Origin of the sequence: Photobacterium angustum, assembly GCF_002954615.1 — a bacterium.
Classification (GTDB): domain Bacteria; phylum Pseudomonadota; class Gammaproteobacteria; order Enterobacterales; family Vibrionaceae; genus Photobacterium; species Photobacterium angustum_A.
Genome location: NZ_MSCJ01000003.1, coordinates 772,880 through 797,210 on the forward strand (window position 1 = coordinate 772,880; position 24,331 = coordinate 797,210).

The following is a 24,331-nucleotide window of genomic DNA, read 5'->3' on the forward strand; positions in this document are numbered from 1 at the left end:
CCTTACTTACTTGCTTTTTTAATTGCGTTAAGTACTTCGTCATTTGTTAAAATCACGGGCAACGGGATACCTTGAGGCGCATTGGGACCATATACAATATTAAATGGCACACCAAAACGTCCATGTGATTGTAGAAAGCCTGTTACGTAGTCCGAAGGTTTCGTCCAATCACCGCGCATTAACACGATGTTGTCAGCAGATAAGGCCGAATACACTGGCTCTTGCAGTAGCACACCGACTTTATTGGCTTTACAAGTGATACACCATTCAGCCGTAACATCAACAAAGACTGTTTTTCCTTCTGCGACTTGTTTTGAAATGTTATCAACGTTTAGCGTTTCCCAATGGTGATCATCAGCTAGTGGTTTTGCCCAATGGTTTGAGGTTAAGCTACCCACGATAAGGCTACCTGCAACACCCAGTAAAAGAACTGCAGTTGTGATGATAACGGCTTTGCGTCCTTTCTTACGACCTAATTGCCATAAGATAACGAGCATAATGAGTAGACCAATAATCCAAACAACAGTGGCACTAAAGAAGCTGGTCATTAAGCTTAATAGCCAAACACTGGTTGCCAGCATCATCAAACCAAACAGCGTTTTAACCCGATCCATCCATAAACCAGGTTTAGGTAATGCGTTTGCCAATTGTGGGAAGAGAGCAATGAGCAACCATGGTGCAGCCATACCAATCGCTAACGCGGTGAAAATGGCAAAAAGTGTCACATAACTAGCACCTAATGCGAACGCGACAGCTGTGCCTAAGAATGGGGCACTACACGGCGTTGCAAGTAAGGTGGCAAACATACCTTGAATAAAGTGACCAAGGTGTGAGTTATCACCTTTGGTTGCCATCCAAGTATTGGTGTTACTTGATAAGCGAATTTCAAATAAGCCTAACATATTCGCGCCAAACAGAGCGGTGATCGCAATCATGGCACCAATAAACCAAGGGCTCTGGAATTGAATCCCCCAACCAAGCGCTTGGCCTGATAATTTCATTAATGCTAAAAAGCCAGCCAGTAGCCAAAATGAGGTAATAATACCGGCAGCAGAAGCGATAAACTGCGTACGGATTTGGCGTTTTTCTAAGCCCTTCGCTGAAACTACACTGCTTAACTTCATACCTAATACCGGTAATACGCATGGCATGATATTTAGAATTAAGCCGCCCAATAGCGCAATGCCAATTATTTCTAATAAGTTACTATTAGAGCTCGGTACAATCACAGGAGTGTCTGTTGCTGTTGCAGGGATCTCAACGGCGAGATTATTATCACCGATTGTGATTTGAAGTGGTTCACCAACAAGCTTTGGTGTACCGAACCAACTGGTCACGGGTAATACCGCATACAGTGTTTGATCTTTAATCGTAACATTCGGCGCTAAGAATGAGGTGTCTTTAACGGCTTTATTATGTCCGTCAATCAACACATCTGGTTTCACCCAACCAGCCTTATTTGTTGCAACAACTGTAATTGCTTTTTTGTCTTTGTCATAAGAGACAGTATCTAATGTTACTGCTTGAGACGATTTAGGTACTTGGCTATAACCTTTGTTGTATAAAAACATTGCATCGGTCGATAAGCTGAGTTTTTCAGGATTAAAATCAAGTGCTAATTCATAGTCAGTCAGTACACAAATACTGGTACAGGAAGACATGGTTAATTTACCTGCAAGGAATACAGGTTTATTCATGTCTTTCACATGAATTGAAAGTGGGAAAATAACATCATGTTTATAGCCAAGCGTTTCAACACCTAAGAACTCATAACGTTTTGGCATCGGCCACTGCCAGTCAACACTTTCAACATTACCAGACATATCCCAGTTTATAGATGGTGCAACGCCACCTTCACCTGGCGATCGCCAATAGGTTTTCCAATCCTTATCAAGTTTAACTTCTAGAAGTCCTTGAACAGTATGGTTAGCCGTGTCTTTTTCACCCGTTAGCACTAACCTAACTTGTACAGGAGGATGCTGTGGGTTTGTTACCCATCCAGTTGTAATCTCAGTAGCTGCAAAGGTTTGAGCGGAAAAAGTGATACTGAGTAATGTACCGAGCATGGCACAGATGAAATAAGTATTGAGGTATAATTTTTTCAATCTAGAACTCCGTTTTAACAATGCACATGTCATTGCAACGATCATGAGCGTATAAATTTTATACTATGGTCTTGGTGATAATATAGAACGGTAAAATAACGATTCTATTTCATCGAGTTAGCAAAATATTCAGATTATTAGGTGACAGTATTTTTACGTTTTGGTTCGCGTATTATAGCGATAAGTTACGCTGTCTTTTCCTATTGTTGTTGCGATAACATGAACATACGCCTTAGTTTTGTGAAAAGGCTTTGCTGCGTCGTTTTTTTTCCTTGATAGAATGCTTGCATTAGCCGTTGTCGAAGTTGCTCATCTTCTTTACTGTCATTAGACTCTTTTGTCTCTTCATTTATATGAGCTAAAAGGGTTTCAGCTTGTTCATTGGCATAACTATAATCAATTTTGTTAGCGCCTTGAACAAACAGCCATAATAGCGTGATCAGAATATATTCATCTGCATCTTGATTAAGAAATTTACTCGCGTGTTCAGTTCCTACGGTTGATTCAAATACTGATTGCATTTGATGATAGGCAGCCTGTTGTTCAATCCAGCGAGACGAGGCAATGTGGTGTTGTTGCGTCATATAGCCTAATAATAAAGTTAAAGGTTCTTTATCTTGTCGCTGGTGGCAAATATCATTAAATCGAGGTGTTGATTGCTCAATAAAGGCATTGATAATATTTTTTTCTTTTTCAGATAAATCAAGTTGTTCAAGGCCAAGAGAAAAAAATAAGTGTTTGAGATCTGTCATGCTATTAACTTCGTACAAAAGGACGTTTACAGAATAACATGGACAATTAGCGAGTAATAATAAATAGGAATGATAATGACAAAAATTTATGACTTCGACGTTAAAGCACTTTCAGGGGAAGTGCTTTCATTAAGTGATTATAAAGGGAAAGTTTTACTCGTTGTAAATACAGCCAGCAAGTGCGGTTTTACGCCTCAATATGAAGCACTGCAGGCATTATATGAAAAGTATCGTGATCAAGGGTTAGTGATACTTGGGTTTCCATGCAATCAGTTTGGTGGACAAGAGCCAGGAGAAGAGAGCCAAATTAAGCAAGAATGTTTAATAAACTACGGCGTAACATTTCCGATGTTTAGCAAAGTAGATGTGAAAGGGCGTGATGCTGAACCGGTATTTTCTTATCTCGTTAAACAATTACCGGGGTTGTTAGGCAACGATATAAAATGGAATTTCACTAAGTTTTTGATTTCAAGAGAGGGTGAGCCAATGAAACGCTATGCGCCCACTACAAAACCGTTTGCTATAGAAGATGATATTATCAAGCTACTATCATAATGCCTAATGAGCAGTATTTTGACTACATTGAACAACTTCAATAATCAATTGCTGCTTATTCTCTAAATGCTTTTGTTGTATTTTTTGAAGTAATAAACCAATTGCTTTCGCACGTCTCCCTGCTTTCTTATATTGCTCTAAATAGTGATTAAGAAAGTCAATTTGTACCGAGCTATCATTGAAGTCACCTAATTTAGCTTGTAGAAGCTTCAATGTTTTTGCCTTCAAACTAAGTGAAAACTGCTCTGTTAATGGGTGGTAGTACTCCAAACCATAACGTAATTTTTTACATTTGATTCTCAAACGATGAAGTTGCGCGTCAGACGTTTGTGTGTCAATAGCATTCATTGAAGTGATAATACGATTATTTAAGTTCAGTAATAGCGTATTTATCATTTGTTGTGGTGGCATAGATAGATCTTCCATACGAGGTGATAGCTGTTTTAACTGTGTTCTAATGTGCTTATATTGCGCTTTATATTCCTCGCTTTTTAACCATTGTTTATTTTTCTTATATGTTTTTTGGCGTTGGTGCTGTAGATCGTCAAAAAAACGTGCCAGTCCTTGATGGTGTTTATGTTCGACTAAATTAAAGTAATGTTCCATTTGCATGAGATAAACATCGAGATCGCGTTGTAAATTAGTCGGTTGCATTAATTGTTTGAGTGCAATGTTAGTTTCTTTTAGTTGTTCAGGAATAAAAATCGGCTGATGCAGGCTAAGGATGGCACGTATACGACGCATGGTAACGCGATATTGATGAAGAAATTCAGGATCATCATCTTTTATAATGCCTTTTTGATAGTTTTCGCAAAAAGAAAAGTTCTGTAATACGTGAGAGCGAATAATTTTAGGTAGTGGCAAAGTAGAATGAATAGGATAAACATCTGACGTTTTTCGGGGAAGCTGAAAAGTGTCTCGTTTATGCATAATTGTGCCTAACTAATAAAATTCACTTTAAACTCTAAATATAGAACAAATGGATGCTTATGGCTGAAACATAAGGTTTATTTGCATATGTAAATCTTATGGAAACAGTGCGTTACAAGAGTGAATAAATTAAATCAACAACGAAGAAAGAGAAAACTGCCCGTTATTTTAAAGTGCTGCTAAAGCTTAAAGAGTTATCAATAAGTTTAATAGGAGTCACTGTATGTCAAAGGTATGTAATCCATTAGGCACTGATGGTTTTGAATTTGTCGAATACACTGCTCCAACAGAGGTTGGGATCACTAAGCTTAAAAATTTATTTAGGCAGATGGGGTTTGCGGAAGTAGCGAAACATAAACATAAGAGGGTGTGGCTTTATCGTCAGGGGGACATTAACTTCATTGTTAATGGCGAGTTAGCTTCGCAAGCAAGTACGTTTGCATTGCAGCATGGCTCAAGCGTTAATGCGATGGCATTTCGGGTGAAAGATGTAAACAAGGCGTTAGACTATGCTCTCAAGCATGGCGCAAAGAGATGTGAAAATAATGTTGGACTTATGGAGCTCAACATTCCCGCTATTGAAGGTATTGGTGGCGCATTATTATATTTTGTCGATCGTTATGGCGAACATGATATTTATGAGGTGGATTTTGAATATTACCCAGATGCACAAAAGCGTTTAGCTGATATAGATACAGGGTTATTAACGATTGATCATCTTACTCATAATGTTGCTATTGGGCACATGGATAAGTGGTCTAATTTTTATGAAAAAATCGCAAATTTTAAACAGATTAAATACTTTGATATCAAAGGAAAATTAACGGGTTTAAAATCTCGCGCAATGACATCACCTTGTGGCAAAATTCGCATTCCAATCAATGAATCAAGTGATGAACATTCTCAAATCGCAGAATACTTAAAACAATATAATGGAGAAGGTATTCAGCATATCGCTTTAAGTACTAATGACATTCTTTCATCAGTAGAAAAACTTCGTCAATCAGGTGTTGTCTTTATGGATACACCGGATACTTATTACGAATTGATCAATAAAAGAATTAATTGTCACGATGAAAATATTGCATCGTTACAGCATGACAAAATACTGATCGATAGCGATGAACATGGTATTTTGTTGCAAATTTTCACGGGAACTGTGATTGGCCCCGTATTTTTTGAGATTATACAACGTAAAGGAAATCAGGGATTCGGAGAGGGTAATTTTCAGGCATTATTCGAATCAATTGAACTTGACCAAATACGTCGAGGTGTCCTGAGCGCAAAATCTTAGTTTAATGAAAATAAGCAATTTGTTTCCCAGCTGGTAGCTATAAATTGTACATTTCCTCAATGTAAAATTTATACCAGAGGGTATGGTTAATGTTCTCTATACTGTAGTAGTATCACTTCAAGGTATTGGATTTATTGCTACTACGGTATATCGGACATCTAATATGATTAATAAAGATACAATAGTGAATAAAAATAATAAGTTTCTTGTTGGGTGGCGTGAAGTCGCTGCATTACCTGATCTGGGTATCAATAATATTCATGTAAAAATTGATACTGGTGCACGTAGTTCGTGCCTGCATACTTTTAAAATTGAAGAATTTACCCGTGACGGTGAAGAGTGGGTTAAGTTTTGGATTCACCCAATCCATAACAACACCGACGTTGAACAAATTTGTGAAGCAAAAGTGGCTGATAAGCGAGTTGTAAGAAACTCTGGCGGTGATGAGCAACTGCGCTACTTTATCGTTTCAACAATTGATTTTAATGGTCAACAGTGGCCGATTGAAATTTCGCTAACCAGTCGTGATAATATGGCTTTCCGTATGCTATTAGGCCGTACGGCAATGCATGAGCGTATTATTGTTGACCCAGAAGCATCTTATCTTATTAAAACTCAAGGCTAGTTGTCATGAAAATTGGAATTTTATCTCGCAACCGTTCACTTTATTCGACAGCTCGTTTGATTGAAGCCGCTGAACAACGTGGTCATGAAATTAAAGTGATCGATGCACTGCGTTGTTATATGAACATTAACTCGCAAAAACCTCAGATTCACTTTAAAGGTGAAGATTTAGTGGATTTTGACGCGATTATTCCACGTATCGGTGCATCAGTAACATTTTACGGTACTGCTGTTTTGCGTCAGTTTGAAATGATGGGTGTATATACCGTTAATGAATCTGTAGCGATCAGCCGCTCACGTGATAAATTACGTTCAATGCAGTTACTATCGCGCAAGTGTATCGGCATGCCTGTGACTGGTTTTGCAAGTAAGCCTGATGACGTTAAAGATTTACTTGATATGGTTGGCGGTGCGCCAGTCGTTATTAAGCTATTAGAAGGCACACAAGGCATTGGTGTGGTTCTTGCTGAAACACGTAAAGCCGCTGAAAGTGTTATTGAAGCTTTCATGGGTCTTAAAGCGAATATCATGGTTCAAGAATACATTAAGGAAGCAGGCGGCGCAGATATCCGTTGTTTCGTTATTGGCGATAAAGTGATTGCAGCAATGAAACGCCAAGGTGCAGAAGGTGAGTTCCGCTCAAACCTACACCGCGGTGGTAGTGCTGCACTGGTTAAGATCACACCGGAAGAACGTAAAACAGCGGTTGCTGCTGCAAAAATTATGGGATTAGGTGTTGCTGGTGTTGACCTGTTACGTTCAGAGCGTGGTCCACTTGTTATGGAAGTTAACTCTTCACCTGGCCTTGAAGGTATTGAGAAAGCGACAGGTAAAGATATTGCTGGCATGATTATCGATTACATCGAAAAAAATGCAGTGAAAAAATCTTCACTTCGCAATAAAGGCTAATTGAAAAATTAAGCATAAAAAAGGCGCTCATTGAGCGCCTTTTTTGTCACTATTTTATGGTTATCTAACCGACTTATAACTGTTTCTCTATTGGTAATACACCAGCCGCCCAAGCGCCCATTTTAAGCCAAACGCTGCTGTCTGGCTCTGAGGTATACTGCTTGCCTGTTGTATCATCATTCCATACGATGTCGCCGTTTTCGTCCAATGAAAGTCGGTAAGCATCTTTAGCTAGCGAGTTATTGATCGTGTTGTAAACTTCACCTGAGAATTTAGGTGAATCAACAATCACGCCTAACTCTGTATTTAAGTATGCAGAGCGTGGATCAAAGTTAAATGATCCGACGAAGATTTTAGATTTATCAAGAATAAAGGTTTTCGCGTGCAAACTTGTACGAGAGCGACTTAGCCATTTGTGTTTTGTTTTATGGCCTGGTTCTACTTTTACTTCGTATAGCTTAACACCACCTTCTAGCATAATTTTACGGTATTTGGCATACCAGCCATGTACAGCGAAAACGTCATTAGAAGCTAATGAATTGGTTACAATAGTAATATTTTTTCCGTTCTGTGCCGCTTTGGCAAGCGCTTTAGCACCTTCTTCTGTTGGGACAAAATACGGTGAAACTAAGAAGAAATCATGCTCTGCTTTCGCAATCATTTCTGACAGCTTATGCAATAATAAATCATCTTTACTATTCGCAACTTTATATGGGGTATCGTAAAGCAGTTCCGCATCCGTCCAGTATAGCGGTAATGTTTCATTTATTAACTGCTGTACCATCGGGTGGTTTTTCAATGAACTCGCATAGTCTGATGACATGTACTTTAACTGGGCATCTTTCCATTGCGCCAGTTGTTCTTTTGTTGGCTCATGTGCAGATGAAACTAAAGCTTCAATCGGGGTTGCTGGTTTACTGTTCCAGTATTCATCAAATTGACGTGCGAATTGCGGTATCACTTTACCTAGCATAATAAGGTCGAAGTCACCGAATTCTACATCACTATTAGCAGAGAAATACTCGTCACCGATATTACGTCCACCGGTAATGGCAAACACACCATCTGCAATAATGGCTTTATTGTGCATACGGCGATTTAAACGATCAAAGTCAGTTAAGAAACTTAATGGCTTAATAGTACGGTTTGAAAATGGGTTAAATAGTCGTACTTCGACATTAGGATGAGCAGAAAGGCTTGCTAATGCTTGATCGTCACGATTTTGCATATCATCAAGTAATAAGCGCACACGAACACCACGCTCAGCAGCTTGGTATAAATACCATGTCAGCAACCCACTTGTCGCATCATCACGGTAAATATAGTACTGAACATCCAGTGTTTTTTGTGCATGTTCAATAATAGCTAAACGTGCAAGTAACGCCGCTTGACCGTCACCAAGAGGGTAGAAGCCTGTTTTATCTGGATGAACGTTGGTATAAGGCAGAGAGCTTTGGTACAAGCGAGTGTTGAAATTATCAACATTTGAATAGCTTGCTTGCTTTTCTGTTGATAACGGTTGAGCACAACCAACAAGTGTTAGAATACTTGTTGCGATAATAGTACGAGATAACAGTTTCTTATAATCTTTAATACGAATCATGGCTAGGGCATTGAAAATAAATGTGACTGGATTCTACAGAGGAATAATTGGGTAAGCTGTAATTAAAAATACATTATGTGATCATTTTCTGCTTTTAGAAAAACTAATTTATAAGAAGTGTAACAAAGTAAGAATTAAATGGTGTTATCGGTAAAGAAAAGCCCGAAATAGTTGAGTATTTCGGGCTGATTTCTATAAAAATATATAACGGCAATTAATCAGCGGTTGCTGTAATGCCATGCCACTGATAGTGATTGTTTGGCTTTTTACTCACAATACCGTTATCAAGCAACTGTTTGAAAATATCATCAACTTCATCGGTTGAGATATTTAATAACTTACTTACAGCACGCTTACTGCAATTCACCTTATTATGACTCAGTGCGTCAATGGCTTGCTCATAAGGCGTTTTAGGTAGTTCAGGTTCAACAACAACTTCTTCCGCTTCATGTACTTCAATTTCCGATGTACCAATCGTTGAAGGATCAAAATGCTCAAGCAGTTTAGGCTGTTCAAATTCATTGTAACCCGCCATTTCTAACACTTTGTTATGGCGGAACTGATGTCGGAAACGATTTTCTTCACCAATTAATCCTACAAAGAATGCTGCGAAGAAATCTAATAATACTGATAGAAATACCACTAAACCTAACTGCGCAGCTTGAGGAGTGACATGTAACGTTTCTGCAAGACTATCGATCAATCCTAAAACTGAGCCTTGGCTGACGACAGGGATACTATCTCGCTCCATGGCAAGCTTTTGTTGTTGCTTACGTAATTCATCATTTTGTTTTTGAATACGTGCAACACCAGAAGCAATACGTTCCATCTGAATGTATTTTTCAGCAGCGACGTTATTAAGATCAATTTGTTTTTCAATGGCTTCAATTTGCATGTTGAACGCATTGATTTTGCTTTTTTGAACGTTAACTTCACTTTGTGCTTTATTCGTAGCACTGTTAATACCGCCAATAGAACCACCAATCGAAATTGCGGCAAGAACAGCGTAGAAGGTAAAAGCAGACAGAGTACCAGTATAGTTACGACGTGCCTTACGTTCCCCAACTTCGTACCATGCGAAGAATTTACCTAGTTCGAAAATAACCGCTAATCCACCAAAGAGAAACTTCATTAGTGGATCATCATCAATAGAAAGGAATAATAGCAGCGAGAAGATGATAGAGGCGAGAATAGCTGCACCTGTGAAACTATAAACTGTCCACATCGCAAAAAAACCTTTCGGGTAGCGGATGTGACTTTTCTGATCGTAAAGCATAAATTAAGTCTGAGTAATGAGCGTTTGCTCGCTTGTCGTTATTAACGCCAAGCAAAAAAAGGGTCTATAGGATACCTTAAAATTGTTCCCATCCCTTATAAAACCTAGCGTGTTGTGTTTTTTCGATGAAAATTTACACACCGCTTTCATTGCTGTTTAAAATGCCACCACTCGGTGATTACAAACTAAACATAATCGAAGGTTAAATAAGATTGTTGTGTTGAAGGAGGGAATATCTACCATGATGTGTGGTGGTCATTTATTGCTAAAACTGTGAGTCTTTATCAATCTTTTATGTAAACTAATTAATACGAAATGAGATAAATTGTCATTATACTGACAAAAATATCTAGCATTATTTGAATAATACGAATAATAGAGTAACCACAGGTAGTTTTGTGAAATATCAACCTCAATCGAATGTGATGGGAAGTATCGATCAACAGGTTAGGGATAACACAACACCGATTTATTACACTGAAAGAGAACGCGTTATGTATGAGCGCTTAGGGCAGTCCTACGCGTGGTACAAAATTATGGACGATGAGTTATCGCTCATAGAGCAAAAGTGTCTAAGTGCTTTTTATGATACTTGGCCGCAATTGGAAAAGTTTGGTTTTCAAAGTTATAAAGAAATTGTTAGTAATAAAGTACATGTGATGTTTGAAATTCAACGTATTAAGACCAAATACCCAGCGTCAGAACAACAACAAACCTTTTTAAATAACTTATTGATAAAAAGAGATTTATTGTATCCTGAATGGTTAAGAGCCAAAAAGTCTTTAGAGTATATAGAATCTGAAAAAGCCTATTTACGTGCAGTTAAAGATATCGCTCACAATTAATTATGTAAAAAGCTGACCTATACTTATTGTTAATTTAACGGTTAAGGAGGGTCAGTGATGTTCTTTACCAGTGAACATAAAATGACAAATGAAGAGCAATTTTTCATTAAGTCGCAGTATATGGGTCGTGATTTACCATCTAATTTACAATTACATCTTGCTTTAGTTTATGTTGATAATCAAACGTTTCAATGTGTTTGGGAAGCGGAATCCCTAGAGATGGTTGAGCATTATGTCGATGCTCAATTAGCAGATTGTTGTCAGAGCCACTATTTTGAAGTTGATCCATTCTCAGCTATTGGTGCTTAAAAATTTGTTATTAATATAATTAATATGTTGTTCTGATGTGATGTATTAAAATATTACGTCTTATTAATGTTAATGCTTGTATTGCGTTATTCCTTTGTGTGATGAATATCGAATTATCATTTATATGAAGGGTGATTCTCTGCGCAAAAATGATTTCTATTAATAACTACTCTCAATTTATAAATATTTTGTAATAAATATCGAGAGAAGTAGTAATGAAAAAGAATTTAGTTTGCTTAGGTATCTTGGTTGCTGGTTTAAGTTTTCAATCATCCTCTTTTGCTCAAGGTACTGAACTGCCTAATATTAAGATATTAGCAACGGGTGGAACAATAGCTGGTGCAGGGCAATCAGCAACAGGCAGTGCGTATACGTCAGGACAAGTCGGTATTGATGCCCTTATTAATGCTGTACCGGAAATGACAAAAATTGCCGATATCAGTGGTGAGCAAGTTGCGAATATTGGTTCGCAAGACATGAATGATCAGGTATGGCTGACGTTAGCTAAACGTGTCAATGAACTCTTAGCGAAAGAGGATGTTGACGGTATTGTTATTACACATGGTACTGACACCATGGAAGAGACAGCATACTTCTTAAACTTAACCGTGAAGAGTGATAAGCCTGTTGTTTTAGTGGGTGCAATGCGCCCATCAACCGCGATGAGTGCAGATGGACCTGTTAACTTATACAACGCTGTGATCACCGCTGCTGACACTGATTCAAAAGGCCGCGGTGTGTTAATGGCGATGAATGATGTGATTTTGGATGCACGTGATGTCACTAAGACCAGTACAACAGCTGTCGATACATTTAAATCACCTAATTTTGGCGAGTTAGGTTATATCCATAATGGCGATGCGGTGTATCAACGCAGTCCAGAGCGTCATAATACGAAAGATTCTAAGTTTGATATATCGAAAGTGAAAGCCTTACCTAAAGTCGGGATCGTTTATAACTATTCCAACGCCTCTGACTTACCTGTTAAAGCGCTAATTGATGCAAAATTTGATGGTATTGTGAGTGCTGGTGTTGGTAATGGTAATATTTATAAAAGTATTTTCGAACAACTCGCTAAAGCAAGCAAAGACGGGATCATGGTCGTTCGGAGTTCTCGTGTACCTACTGGCGCGACAACACTTGCGGCAGAAATCGATGACAGTAAATATGGTTTTGTTGCATCTGGAACTCTAAATCCCCAAAAAGCCCGTATTTTATTAATGCTGTCATTAACGCAAACAAATGATTATCGTGATGTACAAAAGATGTTTCAGTATTACTAGATTATATTTCTTGGCTTGAGTTTCGTGTTTACGTCGTTTTGTATAGTAAAAAGCCAGTCTTCCTGACTGGCTTGATACTCGCTTAATAACGTACTGAATTATTTAGCGTTGCTCTTTACTTCCGCAATGGCGTCTTTTAGCCCTTGAGGATCGTAACCATTGATAATATGAACATTGTCTGTGGTTACATTATCTGTTGGCATAACAATTAATGCAGGCGTACCCTGAAAACCTAATTGACTAAATAGTTGGAAGTTCTGCTCAAAACTATTGTTCGCATCAAACTTACTGATATCAATGCCCAACTTAGTTGCAATATCATTAATATCTTGTTTGGTTAATTTGCCTTCATCTTTACCTGAAGCAAATACGGCATCATGGTATTTACCGTAAAGGTCACTGCCTTTATGGGCAAAAATCCAGTTACCCATATCTGCTGCATATTTTGATGCTTCCCAACGTGACGCAAAGATTGGCGTTTCTTTGAAAATGAATTTCACATCAGGGTTTTCAGCTTCAAGTTTCTTCACGATAGGTGAAATTTTTGAGCAGAACATGCATTGGTAATCAAAAAACTCAATAACATTTACTTTGGCATCTTTAGGGCCAACATATGGTGTTTTAGCATCTTTAATGAGTTGGTCTGCATAAGTAACAACAGTCTGTTTCGCTGATTGTACCTGCTTTTCCATCTGTTGCTTTTGCAGTGTTTCTGATGCTTTTACTAAAACTTCAGGATGCTCAATAATATATTGGCTGGCAATCTTTTCAATTTGCGCTTTTTGCTCAGGGCTAAAGTCTTTATTATTTACTGCTGTTGTTTCATTACAGCCAGCTAATAGTGCTGTCACCATAAGTGGTAGAATTAGTTTTTTCATTTTATCTCTATACGTTAGAAAGCGTATTTATTACCAACAATTAAATGATATAGAGTATGAATGTAACCTGAATCAAATTATTAAATGGTTATTTTTAAATAAAAGATTCAATAGTTGAAAGTTCTAGTTAATTAAATCACATAAAAGGTAGATCTTATTTTTCATTTTTCGAAAAATATCGTTGTGATATGTTGCGCATAATTATGAATGCTTTTGTTGTAAATTATTCATAACTAATGAACAGAGATCTTATTATGAATAAAAAATTTACATTATTAGCCGTTAGCTCATTATTTGCTTTATCGACAATTTCTACAGCGGCTTTTGCGGATCCTAAAGTACCGGCGACTGATCCTGGTTATAGTACGATCCAAATAATGGAAATGGGGCAACCAAAAGATGTCCATTGGATCTCAGTTAAGCAAATTGCTGAAAAATTAAAAGGTAAGCCACCAATGGCTGTCGGCTTTGACATTGATGACACGGTATTATTCAGTACACCGGGTTTCTATCGTGGTAAGCAGGAGTTTTCTCCAAATAGTTTTTCATACCTACATGAGCAGAAGTTCTGGGATAAAATGAACTGTGAGTGGGAAAAATTCAGTCTACCGAAACAAATAGGTAAAGAGTTGATTGCTATGCACCAAAAACGTGGCGATCAAATTTACTTTATTACAGGCCGCACAGCGTCAAAATGTGAAATTACCACGCAATATTTAAAAGATGTGTTTGGTATTAAAAATATGCATAAGGTGATATTTGCTGGTTCAAGTAAAACAGAATTTACTAAAACACCGTACATAAAAGAAAATAATATTAAGTTATATTATGGTGATTCTGACGGTGATATTATTTCAGCTCGCAAAGCTGGAGCTGAAGGTATTCGTATTATGCGAGCTGCCAACTCAAGTAACCGACCAATTGCTAAAAATGGCGTGTTCGGTGAAGAAGTCGTGACTAATTCACAGTACTAGTCATTAATGAATAATAAAAAAGCGACCGTTATGGTCGCTTTTTTATATATGTTTATTTCGTTGTGCCCAACAACCAATAAAAATAAATAAGATACTTATAATACAAACTGACAAATAATTAGGAACATTTAACAGCTCACGATATACCCAAGGTGATAAATTGATAATTAAAAAGCCATAACCAAAGGCATTTACAAAAATAAATACAATAGTTCTAATAATAAAATTATAATGGGACAAGTGCCTACGTAAAAACCGATTAAAATCCCCACCGAAAACAACCAATGAACAAGCGACAATCGCGGTTGAAATATCATCCAACCAAGGATGAATATCGTGTCCTAAATCAGATAAAAGACGAATAATTAGATCCATGTAAGTATACTGTTTCTGCTAAATAATGACCATTGAGAGTAATTATGTTGATGGTAAAAAACTAGTGTAGCAGTACAAACTTGCAAAGAAGATCACGGCATATAGAGATATACTTAACTAGCCTTTACTGAGAGTATTTCGAGCCTTGTTGTGGCTTTGAGTATAAAGAAGGCATAACGAGTTATTTCCATATTGCCATATAACGATTCAACGCTCTCTATGGTAAAATTGAATTAAGAAATGCAGAGAGTAAAGACATGTTAGTTATTTCAAATTCAGTCCAACTTGCCGATTGGGAAATAGAGCTTACCGCTATTCGAGCTCAGGGGGCTGGTGGTCAGAACGTCAACAAAGTGTCGAGCGCAATCCATTTGCGGTTTGACATCAATCGTTCATCATTACCTGGCTTTTACAAAGAACGTCTTTTAAAACTATCAGATAGTCGTATCACAAAAGATGGTGTCATTGTTATTAAAAGTCAACAACATCGCACTCAAGAGATGAATCGTGATGAAGCGTTAGCACGACTAAAAACGCTTATTCAAAGCGTTATGACAACGCAGAAAGCACGTAAAGCGACACGTCCGACTAAAAACTCACAGGTACGTCGTGTCGATAAGAAAACTCAACGAGGGAAAACTAAAAACCTCAGAGGTAAAGTGAATTTTTAACCAATATTAATGTGACCTTTACGGCATAAGTTGCTGTAAAGAAGTGACATTATGATACGTAACCGAATATCTTTGCTATCAATAGCTGTGTAAATTCTTTATTGCATTTATTTATTATTGGGTGGCAGGGATGTTCGAGAAAAAAACACTTCAACTTTTACAATTGTTTTATCGTGAAACTGAGCGCGTACGTTTATTCACTTTAGACGATCTCCCGCCATTAGCTGTTGAACAGCAACAACAAATGAACCTATGGTTAGAAACCAAACGCAATTTTGAACGCAATGAGATAGTGGAACAGGTATGGCTAAAAACCTGTAGTGCAGGGTACATAACAGAGTTAAGACTACATGATGACGGTACGCTTGATGAATACACGCTATTTAATCGTCTACACACCACTGGCTATTGGGAGCTAGTAGATGGAGCGATCGAAATTGAAATAAAAAAAGCAGAGAATACCTATCGCTTTGCTGTCTTTGCTAACCGTCACGCTAATATTCACTCTGCCATTGAGTACAAAAATGGTGAACTGCATTCATATCTTAAATTAGCACAAACACGACCTATTAAATTCTAATCTATAGCTTTTTGGTTGATAAATTAGACTGGTATCGATGTATATTATCAGTACACTGATGTAAAGGTTTGGATATTAGGAAGGTCAAGGATGAGTAAGATAAATAAAGTTGCAGTTGTTGGTGGTACTCACGGTAATGAATTTAGTGGTATTTACTTACTCAAAAAGTGGCAAAGTGCTCCCCTGCAATTAGCGCGTGAAAGTTTTTCTGTCGACACTGTATTTGCTAACCCAAAAGCATACGGTGAAAATAAGCGGTATGTTGATCATGATTTGAATCGCCAATTTGGTATTGATGATCTTGCGAATAATGAGCTGACGAGTTACGAACAAACTCGCGCGAAAGCAATTAATCAACAAATTGGACCAAAAGGAAAGGCAAATAGTGATTTTATTATCGATTTGCATAATACCACTAGTAACATGGGGCCTTCGTTAATCTTACTTCAGTCAGATCTGTTTAATCGTCAGTTAGGGGCGTATGTTAAGTCTAAAATGCCAAAAGCTGTGGTGGTATTTGAAGATCATACCTCTGTTGATGAGCATTTATTTCTTTGCTCAATTGCGAAGCAAGGTGTGATTGTTGAAATAGGGCCGCAACCACAATCGGTTATCCGTCAGGATGTATTAGATTGGATGGAAGCGATGACAAAACATATTTTGGATTTTGTTCATTTAAATAACACTAATGAAGTGCCTGACTTACCCGCAAGTTATGACGCTTACCGTTATGAAGAAACCCTCAAGCTTCCAGTAGATGAACAGGGGGAGCGAATTGGTATGGTTCATCAATCTGTTCAAGATAATGATTTTGAACCACTGCGCTCAGGCGACCCTATTTTCACCTTGTTTGATGGTACAGAGATTTTCTGGGAAGGGGATTATGAAGCGTATCCTCACTTTATTAATGAAGCCGCTTATTATGATAATAATCTTGCGATGTCATTAGGCAAGAAAATCGTGGTATCAACAAACTAATATTTAGCCCATATCATTAGTAATCAAATAATTGCCCGTAACAGACGTACATTGTTCTGTTACGGGCTTTTTAGTTGTTACTATTATTCTTTAATGCGTTGTTTTCATTACTACAATAGGGTTGTGATCAACCATAATGATATACGAATCAACATTAAATACCGCAGAGATAAGTTCACTCGTTACTGTTGTTTTAGGCGAGCCATAATCAAATAATTTGCCGTTATGTAGCACGGCAATATGGTCGGCATATTGAAGCGCTAAGTTAAGATCGTGGATCACCATAATCACGCATGCCCCTGTGCGCTTAGTATAGGATCGAACATAATTGAGCAATCGTAATTGGTTTTGCATATCAAGTGCTGAAGTTGGCTCATCTAACAGCAATACTTTAGGGGCGTTTATTAACGCTTGGGCAAGTCCTACCATTTGGCTTTCACCACCAGAGAGTGCAAAACATTGTTTATTAGCGAGATGTAAAATCCCCATATCTTTTAATAAGAATAGCCCTTGCTCTGCACTTTCTTTTTTCGCGATCAAAGACGTTGAGTGGATGTTCATTGTCGTGATCAATAGCTCGAGTACCGTAACGTTAGCGTGGATACGATGCTCTTGCGGTAAATAGCCTATATCCTTTAATGAAAGTGGTTGTTTAAGGTATCGAATTTGTTCAGGATATTGTTTAATCAGCGCAGTCATTTGGCGTAAGAGTGTTGATTTACCTGCACCGTTTTTTCCTATTAAGGCTACCATTTCGCCGCAGTGGATAGTGGGTAATGTTAAGTCATTCAAGACTGACTGTTTACCAAATGTCACTGTGACATTATTGATATCAAGGCTCATGTTAGCGCCCCCCTTTTTTAATCACAAGAAAGATAAAGAAAGGGATCCCAACAATCGACATTACAACAGTAAGAGGCAAAATGATCCCAGGCATAATTGCTTTACTCGCAATAGAGGCTAACTCTAATAATACCGCTCCAACTAAGAATGATGCGGGCAAGAAGAAGCGTTGATCTTCACCTAAAACCATCCGTGCAATATGCGGAGCAACTAGACCAACAAACCCGACTGCGCCAACAAATGAAACCGAGATAGAAGTAATAATTGAAACTAACACCAAGGTCTTCATACGTAGACGCTTGACGTTAATTCCCATCGATTCTGCACGTTCTTGTCCCATTTTTAATGAAGATAATCGCCAAGCATCTTTCATCATAATTATTAATACAATGGGTAACAAAATCAGTAAGAAAACAATTTTTTCCCAGCTACCGCGATCTAGCGAGCCCATTTGCCAGAAGACTAATGTTTGCAATTGGGTTTCGCTGGCAATGTATTGCATCATGATCAGCAAACTATCGTATGCAAACATAACGGCAACACCAAATAACATCACACCTTCAATTGAAATACGCTTTATCGACGAAATCCCCGCTATCAATAACGTCGTTAGTAAACACATAATGAACGCCATTACAGCGATTTGATATTGTACAGGGATAAAGGGCAGAGCAACGACATTAGTGATAACTAAAGACGCCCCGAATCCTGCCGCCGCTGAAACACCAAAGGTATAAGGATCGGCTAGCGGGTTATGCAATGTTGTTTGCATTTGTGCGCCAGCCAAGGCTAATGCTCCCCCAATAAAAGGGGCCATGAGTGACATTGGCATGCGTATATCCCACACAATGACTCGACTTGCGATAGCACTTTGGCTTGGTGTAAAAATCGCTTGGATCACTTGTGAAAAAGAGAGACCTTGTGAGCCAATAAGAACATCAATAATTACAAATAACACACTTAAAATGGCAAGGCTGATCAGTGCAATTCTTTTATTACGAGAACGAATATGGTGAGCTCTCAATTCGACTGTAATGCTGTTCACTGACTCATTGCCTTAAAGTTATTTTGACCAAACTGACCACTTAGATGACGATTACCAAACTTAAGGTTCATCTCTTCAAATGTCTTTTCTGGTTGTAGCTTTGAAAAAAGTGAAGGGTGTAACCATTTTGCAAAATACTCAATCGCCACTAAGTTATAAGGCGAGTTGTAAAATGGCATATAAATCGAATAAACATTCTTTTGTTGGTAAGCCGTTAGTGCTTGTAGCCATGGTCGATTCATCAAACCGGTTGTCGCTTTTTTAATTGCGGCGTGGTTAGGTGAGTAACCGAGTGGAATCCCACTTGTTGCTTGACCATCATTGGTGATCCAACCGGTCGTTTGCATAATATAAACATTAGGCTGTGAGGTGATGACTGTCTCTGGTGACATCTGCCCAGTTTCAGAACCATCAAGTGGCGCTATCGCAATATTTTCAGCCTTAAGCATTGGTATGTAAGCGCCCATATTACCATTAGCGAAAGTACGGCAGCATGAATCACTGTAACCCGCAGCTCGTTCAATAAACACTCGCGGAGTCGGTGCGTTAGGGTGCTGTGCAAGTGTATCTTTTATCGCATTCAAGTGACTTGTATAGTATTTGGCGAATGCATCGCCTTGCTTTGAACGGTTAACAGCATCAGCGATAACCTGTACTGATTTAACTGTGTTTTTGAGTGGCTTTTCACGGAAATCGACAGTTAATACTTTAATGCCAGCATCATTGAGTTTTTTCAATAAGCCTTTATCTTCTGCCAATTTAATATTTGATAGGTCAACGATAAAAAGATCAGGTTTAGGTTTTAAGTTAATAAAACGTTCAACATCAAATTCACCAGATTTAATAAGACCAATAGTCGGAACATTTTTTAGTGAGGGGTATTGCTTAATATAACTGGCATACATGCTAGGTGCTGAAACTCGCATATCATCTCTTGCTGCAACAAGATGCTTTGCTGCCTCTTTTTGATAAATAATTTCTAGCAATGGAAAAATACGACTGGTTGAAAGTGCAATGTTTTGAGGTTGATGATCAAAGGTAACTTGTCTACCCGCAACATCAGTTACTGTGATGGGATAGGTGCTTGCTAAAGCGATATTAGAAACTGTTAAACCAACAGTAAGAGAAAGCAGCGTTTTAATAGGTGTTTTCAAAATGGCTATCCTTAAAAATTTTGTGAAATAATAATGATAATAATTATCGTTATAAATGTGTTTTATTGAGAGATAAGGATCCATTTGTGAAAGGTAATGAGACTTATTACCATAACTTGCTGTATCAGACTTGGATTATTTATGAGGGATAATGACCGTGAAACGTATAGGGGAGTAAGGATCCAAGACAGTGTTATTTGAGTGTCACTAAATAGTACTTGGATCTTATATTGAGATTAAGGACTTGATTACAAAGCGTCTACTGCTGCACTAAAACCATCAGCTGATAAGTTGAAACCTGCGATATCAACGTAGTTTTTAGTTTGAAATAGGTCGAAAACTTGTGACATTTGCGTACCATTATTGCTGGCATAAGCATAGGCAGTACATGTGTTATTGCTTGGGTCGAAGCTGGTAGATACACGTAATAAGGTTTGTTTAGCAACATTGTAATTATCTAGTGCTGAAACATATTTCCAACTATTACATACACTTTGGCTAGTAGGCATGTGATCGAGAAAGTCGATGCGTGTAAGTTGATGTGAGTCACTGCTAAAGTGAAAGACATATGTTTGATTGCCAAAATCAGTTTGAGTGATTAATTCATTTTTTGACGGGACAGCTTGATAAGTATTATGTTGAGTGGTATCGGCAAAAGCATTAGAAATACTAAAAATCGAAAAAGTAAGTGCAACAAGTGAGGTAGAACGCTTAAACACTAATATAACTCCACGAAACTAGATTTTAATCAAAGCCTAATAACATGCCTGTTAAGCATTCATAATGCAAATGTTTTACTATGGAACAGCGGTATAATTAAATTCCATTTGTAGTAATAGAAGTAAAATTTAAACGATACTCAAATAGTTGTATTTCATGATTTGTATAATAGCTATATATGTAACGTCATGTGTATTTTTCAATATAATTTCATGTGTATTAAAACGTTACATTTTTGATCTTTTAAAACAGTAAATATACTGCCATATTTTTGACTTAGTATTTTATCTCTAAAAACGTTAATTTTTTCACTTAAATAATGTTAGACAGAGGCGCAATCGTTCTTACTGGAATGGATAACCTAATTCATGGATATGACATCAATAATATTTAATGCGCTACAGCCTTTATGTTGGATTATTCCGGTTGTTTTTATTCTGTTTTTAGTAAAATCACCGTGGTTTAAAGGTCGAGCCGGTGAATTAATTGTTCATTACCGTCTAAAACTTTTGCCAGCAAAACATTACAAAGTATTAACTAATGTAAACTTACCCACTGAAAATGGCACAACTCAAATTGACCATCTTGTTGTTTCTCAATACGGTATTTTCGTCGTGGAAACGATAAATATTAAAGGGTGGATTTTTGGCGGAACCTATCAGCCAATATGGCAACAAGCATTGTTTAATCGCTCATCAGTATTTAAAAACCCATTACATCAAAATGAAAAACATATTAAGACACTTCAATATTTATTGGGTGTTGATGAAACGGTCTTTCATTCGGCTGTGGTCTTTGTCGGTGATTGTGTTTTTAAAACCGAGATGCCTGATAATGTAGTTAAATCAGTAAGTGCAATGATGCATTATATTGATACATTTAAGACACCGTTATTTACAGAGCAGCAGTTACAGCAATGGGTTGCTAGCATTGAAGGGACATCATTTAACCCAGACCTTTGCAACTAACGGTTAAGTAAAAGCATTACGATGTACCTAAATCTCTAGCAAGGCTGCACTCTATGCACTGAGGGTATTTGGCTATATTGCGTTTTTAAGCCAAATTATTACTTTTACGTGCTACAGAACTGCCTTTAACTTAATCCAGATTAAAGTTTTCACCTTTCTTTATCAGTAATATCCCCTTCATCTGTTCAAAGTTGACAGGTATTAGAAAAAAGAACCGATACCCTAATCGTGTCGCTGTTCTTTTTGTTCTTCAATCTGATGATAAATCATAAAAAGATGTAAGAGGCTTCACCTTGAGTAATTTGTTTTCTGCAACTCACATTGGTTCGATGACGTTAAAAAACCGCTTTGTACGCAGTGCAACGTGGGAAAATATGGCGACAGAAGAAGGTCATATGACAGATAAGCTTTATGCTATCTATGAAGAGCTTGCCAAAGGTGAGGTTGGCTTAATTGTCACGGGTTATGCCAATATTGTAGAAGAAGAAAAGCCGAATGCGGGCATGATGGGGATGTATAACGATTCTTTTATTGAAGAATACAAGAAGCTAACAGAGCTTGTACATCAATATGATTCAAAAATTGTCATGCAGTTAGCCTATGGTGGTACGAAAACAACGTATAACCTTGGCGAACGTGTTATTTTTGCACCAAGTGCTGTGTGTGAAAAAAGTACCCAAACATTGGGTAAAGCAATGACACAAGAAGAAATTGATTACATCGTTAATGCATTTGCACAAGCAAGCTTACGCGCTCAACAATCAGGTTTTGACGGTGTAGAAATTCACGCGGCGCACACTTATTTAATTAATCAGTTTTTAAGCCCTTACTACAACCAACGTGAAGACCATTACGGCGGCAGCCTTGAAAATCGTATGCGTTTCTTAATTGAAATTTACGATGCGATAAGAAAGTTAGTAGGTAAAGATTTCCCGATTTTAGTGAAATTAACCGCAACAGAGTTTTTTGAAGGTGGATTAACTTTTGAAGAAACGCGTGTTATTTGTAAAAAACTGGAAGCGATTGGTGTTGATGCCATTATCATCTCAGGCAATATTCATGGTAAAGCCGATACAATGATTGGCGAAATGCATGATGGTTATGAGATTCAAGCTGAAGGTTACTTTAGCGAATATGGCCGTGTGATAAGTGAAGAAGTTAATGTGCCAGTCATGACCGTTGGTGGTCTAAGTAATTACTGTGCAATTGAAGCTCTTGCTGAAACGTCGAAAATTGCACTGTTTGCGTTTTCACGTCCACTACTGACGGAGCCACAACTGATCAAACGTTGGAAAGAGGGTGATCGTATTGATGTTGAGTGTGAAAGATGCTCAAAATGCCGAACTCGCCGTGGTAATTTTTGTGTGACCTCTAAAACGCGAAAAGCTGAGATTGCAGCATTGTAATTTTTAAGAGGGCATAGAAAGAGTTAGTGTTTTAAAACACTAACTCTTTTTTATTCAGCGTGAGTGATAGCAAGCGAAGCGCTTTTTTGTTGCCACTGTTGATACCATTGGTCAATGCTGTCATAGGGCATAGGGGGAGATATAAAATACCCTTGCGCTTGTTGGCAGTGCATTTCCTGTAATTGCTTCCATAGAGCTAGGTTTTCAACACCTTCAGCAATTGTGACTAAATTTAAGCGTTTAGTGAGCAATAAACATGATTCTACAATAGCTTCTGCGGTAATACTTGTTGGTAATGCCTGAATAAACCCAAGATCAAGTTTAAGGGAATTAAACGTCAATGTTTCTAACTGCTTAAGTGACGAATAGCCAGTACCAAAATCATCAATGGATAAAACAAAGTCGTGCATACTTAAGCGTGATGCTGACTCAATAGCTTCTCCAACCGATTCAAATATATCGGACTCTGTTAGTTCAAAATATAACCATTGATTTAAGTCGTAATATTGTTCTTTTAATTTAAGTACACAGTTGATGAAATGTGGATCAGCCAATGTTTTAGATGAAATATTTATCGCAATTTTTCGGTTATGGAAATATGAACGATAACAAATTACGTAATGAATAATATAAAGTGCTAATTGTTTTTCTTTATTATGTGCCATGATTTGATCAATAAACTGGTAAGCCGGAACCGTACCATATTCAGGATGAACTAAACGTATTAACGCTTCACAAGCAACCCATTCGCCAGTTTCAAGCGATACGATAGGCTGAAAGTGAGGAACAAACCAGTATTGTTCAAAAGCAAGATCGATAAATGCTTCATCCAATTTTATATCACAAGAAGGTAGGCGTTCAGGCAATGCATTAGTTTGCTTTGCTGTTTCAATTAAAACACTAATTTGCTTTAAACAGGTAGGTTTAGCCAATGTACCTAATAAGTTAAGTTTATAGTTAAGACACATCTTCTCAACACTGGCTAAGATATCTTGTTTCAAGGCGCTTGTGATTATAATCGCGCCCTTAAACTGCTGTTTTGCAATATGACCAAGAAAACTGATGCCATCCATTTCTGGCATATTTAAATCACACAACAATAACTGTGGTTGATATTGCTGCATAATTTTTAATGCTTCGGCACCGTTAACCGCGCAATGAATTTCATCATTAACAGGATCGATAATACGAGCTAACTGTGTTGTTAGCACTTGGCGCTGAAAATCATGATCTTCTATCAATAGTATGCGCATT

At 37.6% G+C, this 24,331-nt stretch carries 25 protein-coding genes; 13 read left to right on the forward strand and 12 right to left on the reverse strand.

The window, feature by feature from the left end; genetic code table 11:
• Window positions 1–2: 2 nt before the first annotated feature.
• Window positions 3–2,105: a protein-disulfide reductase DsbD family protein gene (locus BTO08_RS18195; protein ID WP_105062013.1), complete on the reverse strand. Its 2,103-nt coding sequence runs from the start codon at window positions 2,103–2,105 to the stop codon at window positions 3–5.
• Window positions 2,106–2,305: 200 nt separating this feature from the next.
• The gene (locus tag BTO08_RS18200; RefSeq protein ID WP_105062014.1) at window positions 2,306–2,857 is read right to left on the reverse strand and encodes a hypothetical protein; all 552 of its coding nucleotides are present in this window, start codon (window positions 2,855–2,857) and stop codon (window positions 2,306–2,308) included.
• 75 nt (window positions 2,858–2,932) lie between these two features.
• Here BTO08_RS18200 and BTO08_RS18205 point away from each other — a divergent pair, with 75 nt between their 5' ends.
• A complete protein-coding gene (locus BTO08_RS18205) occupies window positions 2,933–3,412 on the forward strand; it encodes a glutathione peroxidase (protein WP_105062015.1) in 480 nt (159 codons plus the stop codon).
• A gap of 3 nt (window positions 3,413–3,415) precedes the next feature.
• Here BTO08_RS18205 and BTO08_RS18210 read toward each other — a convergent pair whose 3' ends face one another.
• On the reverse strand, window positions 3,416–4,342 hold the full coding sequence (locus BTO08_RS18210; RefSeq protein ID WP_105062016.1) for a CHAD domain-containing protein: 927 nt from the start codon (window positions 4,340–4,342) through the stop codon (window positions 3,416–3,418).
• Between the two features lie 223 nt (window positions 4,343–4,565).
• Here BTO08_RS18210 and hppD point away from each other — a divergent pair, with 223 nt between their 5' ends.
• The 3 genes from hppD (at window position 4,566) to rimK (ending at window position 7,169) form a co-directional block, all read left to right on the forward strand.
• Window positions 4,566–5,636: a 4-hydroxyphenylpyruvate dioxygenase gene (gene hppD / locus BTO08_RS18215; protein ID WP_105062017.1), complete on the forward strand. Its 1,071-nt coding sequence runs from the start codon at window positions 4,566–4,568 to the stop codon at window positions 5,634–5,636.
• Window positions 5,637–5,799: 163 nt separating this feature from the next.
• Window positions 5,800–6,261, forward strand: coding sequence for an ATP-dependent zinc protease family protein (locus tag BTO08_RS18220; protein WP_105062018.1), 462 nt, complete (start codon window positions 5,800–5,802; stop codon window positions 6,259–6,261).
• A 5-nt stretch (window positions 6,262–6,266) separates the two neighbouring features.
• Window positions 6,267–7,169, forward strand: coding sequence for a 30S ribosomal protein S6--L-glutamate ligase (gene rimK / locus BTO08_RS18225; RefSeq protein ID WP_005365799.1), 903 nt, complete (start codon window positions 6,267–6,269; stop codon window positions 7,167–7,169).
• A 73-nt stretch (window positions 7,170–7,242) separates the two neighbouring features.
• Here the strand turns inward: rimK and BTO08_RS18230 are convergent, their stop codons facing one another.
• A complete protein-coding gene (locus tag BTO08_RS18230; protein ID WP_105062019.1) occupies window positions 7,243–8,772 on the reverse strand; it encodes a phospholipase D family protein in 1,530 nt (509 codons plus the stop codon).
• 214 nt (window positions 8,773–8,986) lie between these two features.
• Window positions 8,987–9,997, reverse strand: coding sequence for a Preprotein translocase subunit SecY (locus BTO08_RS18235; RefSeq protein WP_105062020.1), 1,011 nt, complete (start codon window positions 9,995–9,997; stop codon window positions 8,987–8,989).
• 449 nt (window positions 9,998–10,446) lie between these two features.
• On the opposite strand from BTO08_RS18235, the gene BTO08_RS18240 reads away from it, so the two are divergent.
• From BTO08_RS18240 to ansB, 3 genes are all read left to right on the forward strand, one after another.
• Window positions 10,447–10,893: a hypothetical protein gene (locus BTO08_RS18240; RefSeq protein WP_242446298.1), complete on the forward strand. Its 447-nt coding sequence runs from the start codon at window positions 10,447–10,449 to the stop codon at window positions 10,891–10,893.
• 57 nt (window positions 10,894–10,950) lie between these two features.
• Window positions 10,951–11,202 (forward strand): hypothetical protein, encoded by a 252-nt coding sequence (locus tag BTO08_RS18245; protein WP_105062022.1) that lies wholly within the window; start codon window positions 10,951–10,953, stop codon window positions 11,200–11,202.
• 215 nt (window positions 11,203–11,417) lie between these two features.
• The gene (gene ansB / locus BTO08_RS18250; protein WP_105062023.1) at window positions 11,418–12,485 is read left to right on the forward strand and encodes an L-asparaginase 2; all 1,068 of its coding nucleotides are present in this window, start codon (window positions 11,418–11,420) and stop codon (window positions 12,483–12,485) included.
• 98 nt (window positions 12,486–12,583) lie between these two features.
• Here ansB and BTO08_RS18255 read toward each other — a convergent pair whose 3' ends face one another.
• Window positions 12,584–13,363 carry a thioredoxin domain-containing protein gene (locus tag BTO08_RS18255; RefSeq protein WP_105062024.1) on the reverse strand — a complete coding sequence of 260 codons (780 nt, stop codon included), beginning with the start codon at window positions 13,361–13,363 and terminating at the stop codon, window positions 12,584–12,586.
• A gap of 254 nt (window positions 13,364–13,617) precedes the next feature.
• Between BTO08_RS18255 and aphA the strand changes: the two genes are divergently transcribed.
• Window positions 13,618–14,337, forward strand: coding sequence for an acid phosphatase AphA (aphA, locus tag BTO08_RS18260; protein ID WP_105062025.1), 720 nt, complete (start codon window positions 13,618–13,620; stop codon window positions 14,335–14,337).
• A gap of 42 nt (window positions 14,338–14,379) precedes the next feature.
• Here aphA and BTO08_RS18265 read toward each other — a convergent pair whose 3' ends face one another.
• The gene (locus BTO08_RS18265) at window positions 14,380–14,712 is read right to left on the reverse strand and encodes a DUF3392 domain-containing protein (protein ID WP_105062026.1); all 333 of its coding nucleotides are present in this window, start codon (window positions 14,710–14,712) and stop codon (window positions 14,380–14,382) included.
• A 257-nt stretch (window positions 14,713–14,969) separates the two neighbouring features.
• On the opposite strand from BTO08_RS18265, the gene arfB reads away from it, so the two are divergent.
• The 3 genes from arfB to BTO08_RS18280 all read left to right on the forward strand — a co-directional run bounded on the left by arfB (window position 14,970) and on the right by BTO08_RS18280 (window position 16,941).
• The gene (gene arfB / locus BTO08_RS18270) at window positions 14,970–15,383 is read left to right on the forward strand and encodes an alternative ribosome rescue aminoacyl-tRNA hydrolase ArfB (protein WP_105062027.1); all 414 of its coding nucleotides are present in this window, start codon (window positions 14,970–14,972) and stop codon (window positions 15,381–15,383) included.
• Between the two features lie 130 nt (window positions 15,384–15,513).
• The gene (locus tag BTO08_RS18275) at window positions 15,514–15,963 is read left to right on the forward strand and encodes a hypothetical protein (protein WP_045084220.1); all 450 of its coding nucleotides are present in this window, start codon (window positions 15,514–15,516) and stop codon (window positions 15,961–15,963) included.
• A 90-nt stretch (window positions 15,964–16,053) separates the two neighbouring features.
• Entirely contained in the window at window positions 16,054–16,941 is an 888-nt protein-coding gene (locus tag BTO08_RS18280) for an aspartoacylase (protein ID WP_105062028.1), read from the forward strand.
• A 90-nt stretch (window positions 16,942–17,031) separates the two neighbouring features.
• On the opposite strand, the gene BTO08_RS18285 is transcribed toward BTO08_RS18280, so the two are convergent.
• The 4 genes from BTO08_RS18285 to BTO08_RS18300 all read right to left on the reverse strand — a co-directional run bounded on the left by BTO08_RS18285 (window position 17,032) and on the right by BTO08_RS18300 (window position 20,702).
• On the reverse strand, window positions 17,032–17,784 hold the full coding sequence (locus tag BTO08_RS18285) for an ABC transporter ATP-binding protein (protein WP_105062029.1): 753 nt from the start codon (window positions 17,782–17,784) through the stop codon (window positions 17,032–17,034).
• A gap of 1 nt (window position 17,785) precedes the next feature.
• Window positions 17,786–18,829, reverse strand: coding sequence for a FecCD family ABC transporter permease (locus tag BTO08_RS18290; RefSeq protein WP_105062030.1), 1,044 nt, complete (start codon window positions 18,827–18,829; stop codon window positions 17,786–17,788).
• On the reverse strand, window positions 18,826–19,983 hold the full coding sequence (locus BTO08_RS18295; protein ID WP_105062031.1) for an ABC transporter substrate-binding protein: 1,158 nt from the start codon (window positions 19,981–19,983) through the stop codon (window positions 18,826–18,828). Before BTO08_RS18295 ends, BTO08_RS18290 begins: the two co-directional genes overlap by 4 nt.
• Before the next feature lie 248 nt (window positions 19,984–20,231).
• Window positions 20,232–20,702, reverse strand: a complete 471-nt coding sequence (locus BTO08_RS18300; protein WP_105062032.1) for a hypothetical protein — start codon at window positions 20,700–20,702, stop codon at window positions 20,232–20,234.
• Between the two features lie 369 nt (window positions 20,703–21,071).
• Between BTO08_RS18300 and BTO08_RS18305 the strand changes: the two genes are divergently transcribed.
• Window positions 21,072–21,671, forward strand: a complete 600-nt coding sequence (locus tag BTO08_RS18305; protein WP_105062033.1) for a nuclease-related domain-containing protein — start codon at window positions 21,072–21,074, stop codon at window positions 21,669–21,671.
• A 293-nt stretch (window positions 21,672–21,964) separates the two neighbouring features.
• Complete coding sequence (locus tag BTO08_RS18310) at window positions 21,965–23,077, forward strand: NADH:flavin oxidoreductase (protein ID WP_105062034.1); 1,113 nt, start codon at window positions 21,965–21,967, stop codon at window positions 23,075–23,077.
• A gap of 50 nt (window positions 23,078–23,127) precedes the next feature.
• Here BTO08_RS18310 and BTO08_RS18315 read toward each other — a convergent pair whose 3' ends face one another.
• Window positions 23,128–24,330 (reverse strand): EAL domain-containing response regulator, encoded by a 1,203-nt coding sequence (locus tag BTO08_RS18315; protein WP_105062035.1) that lies wholly within the window; start codon window positions 24,328–24,330, stop codon window positions 23,128–23,130.
• Between the last annotated feature and the right edge of the window lies 1 nt (window position 24,331).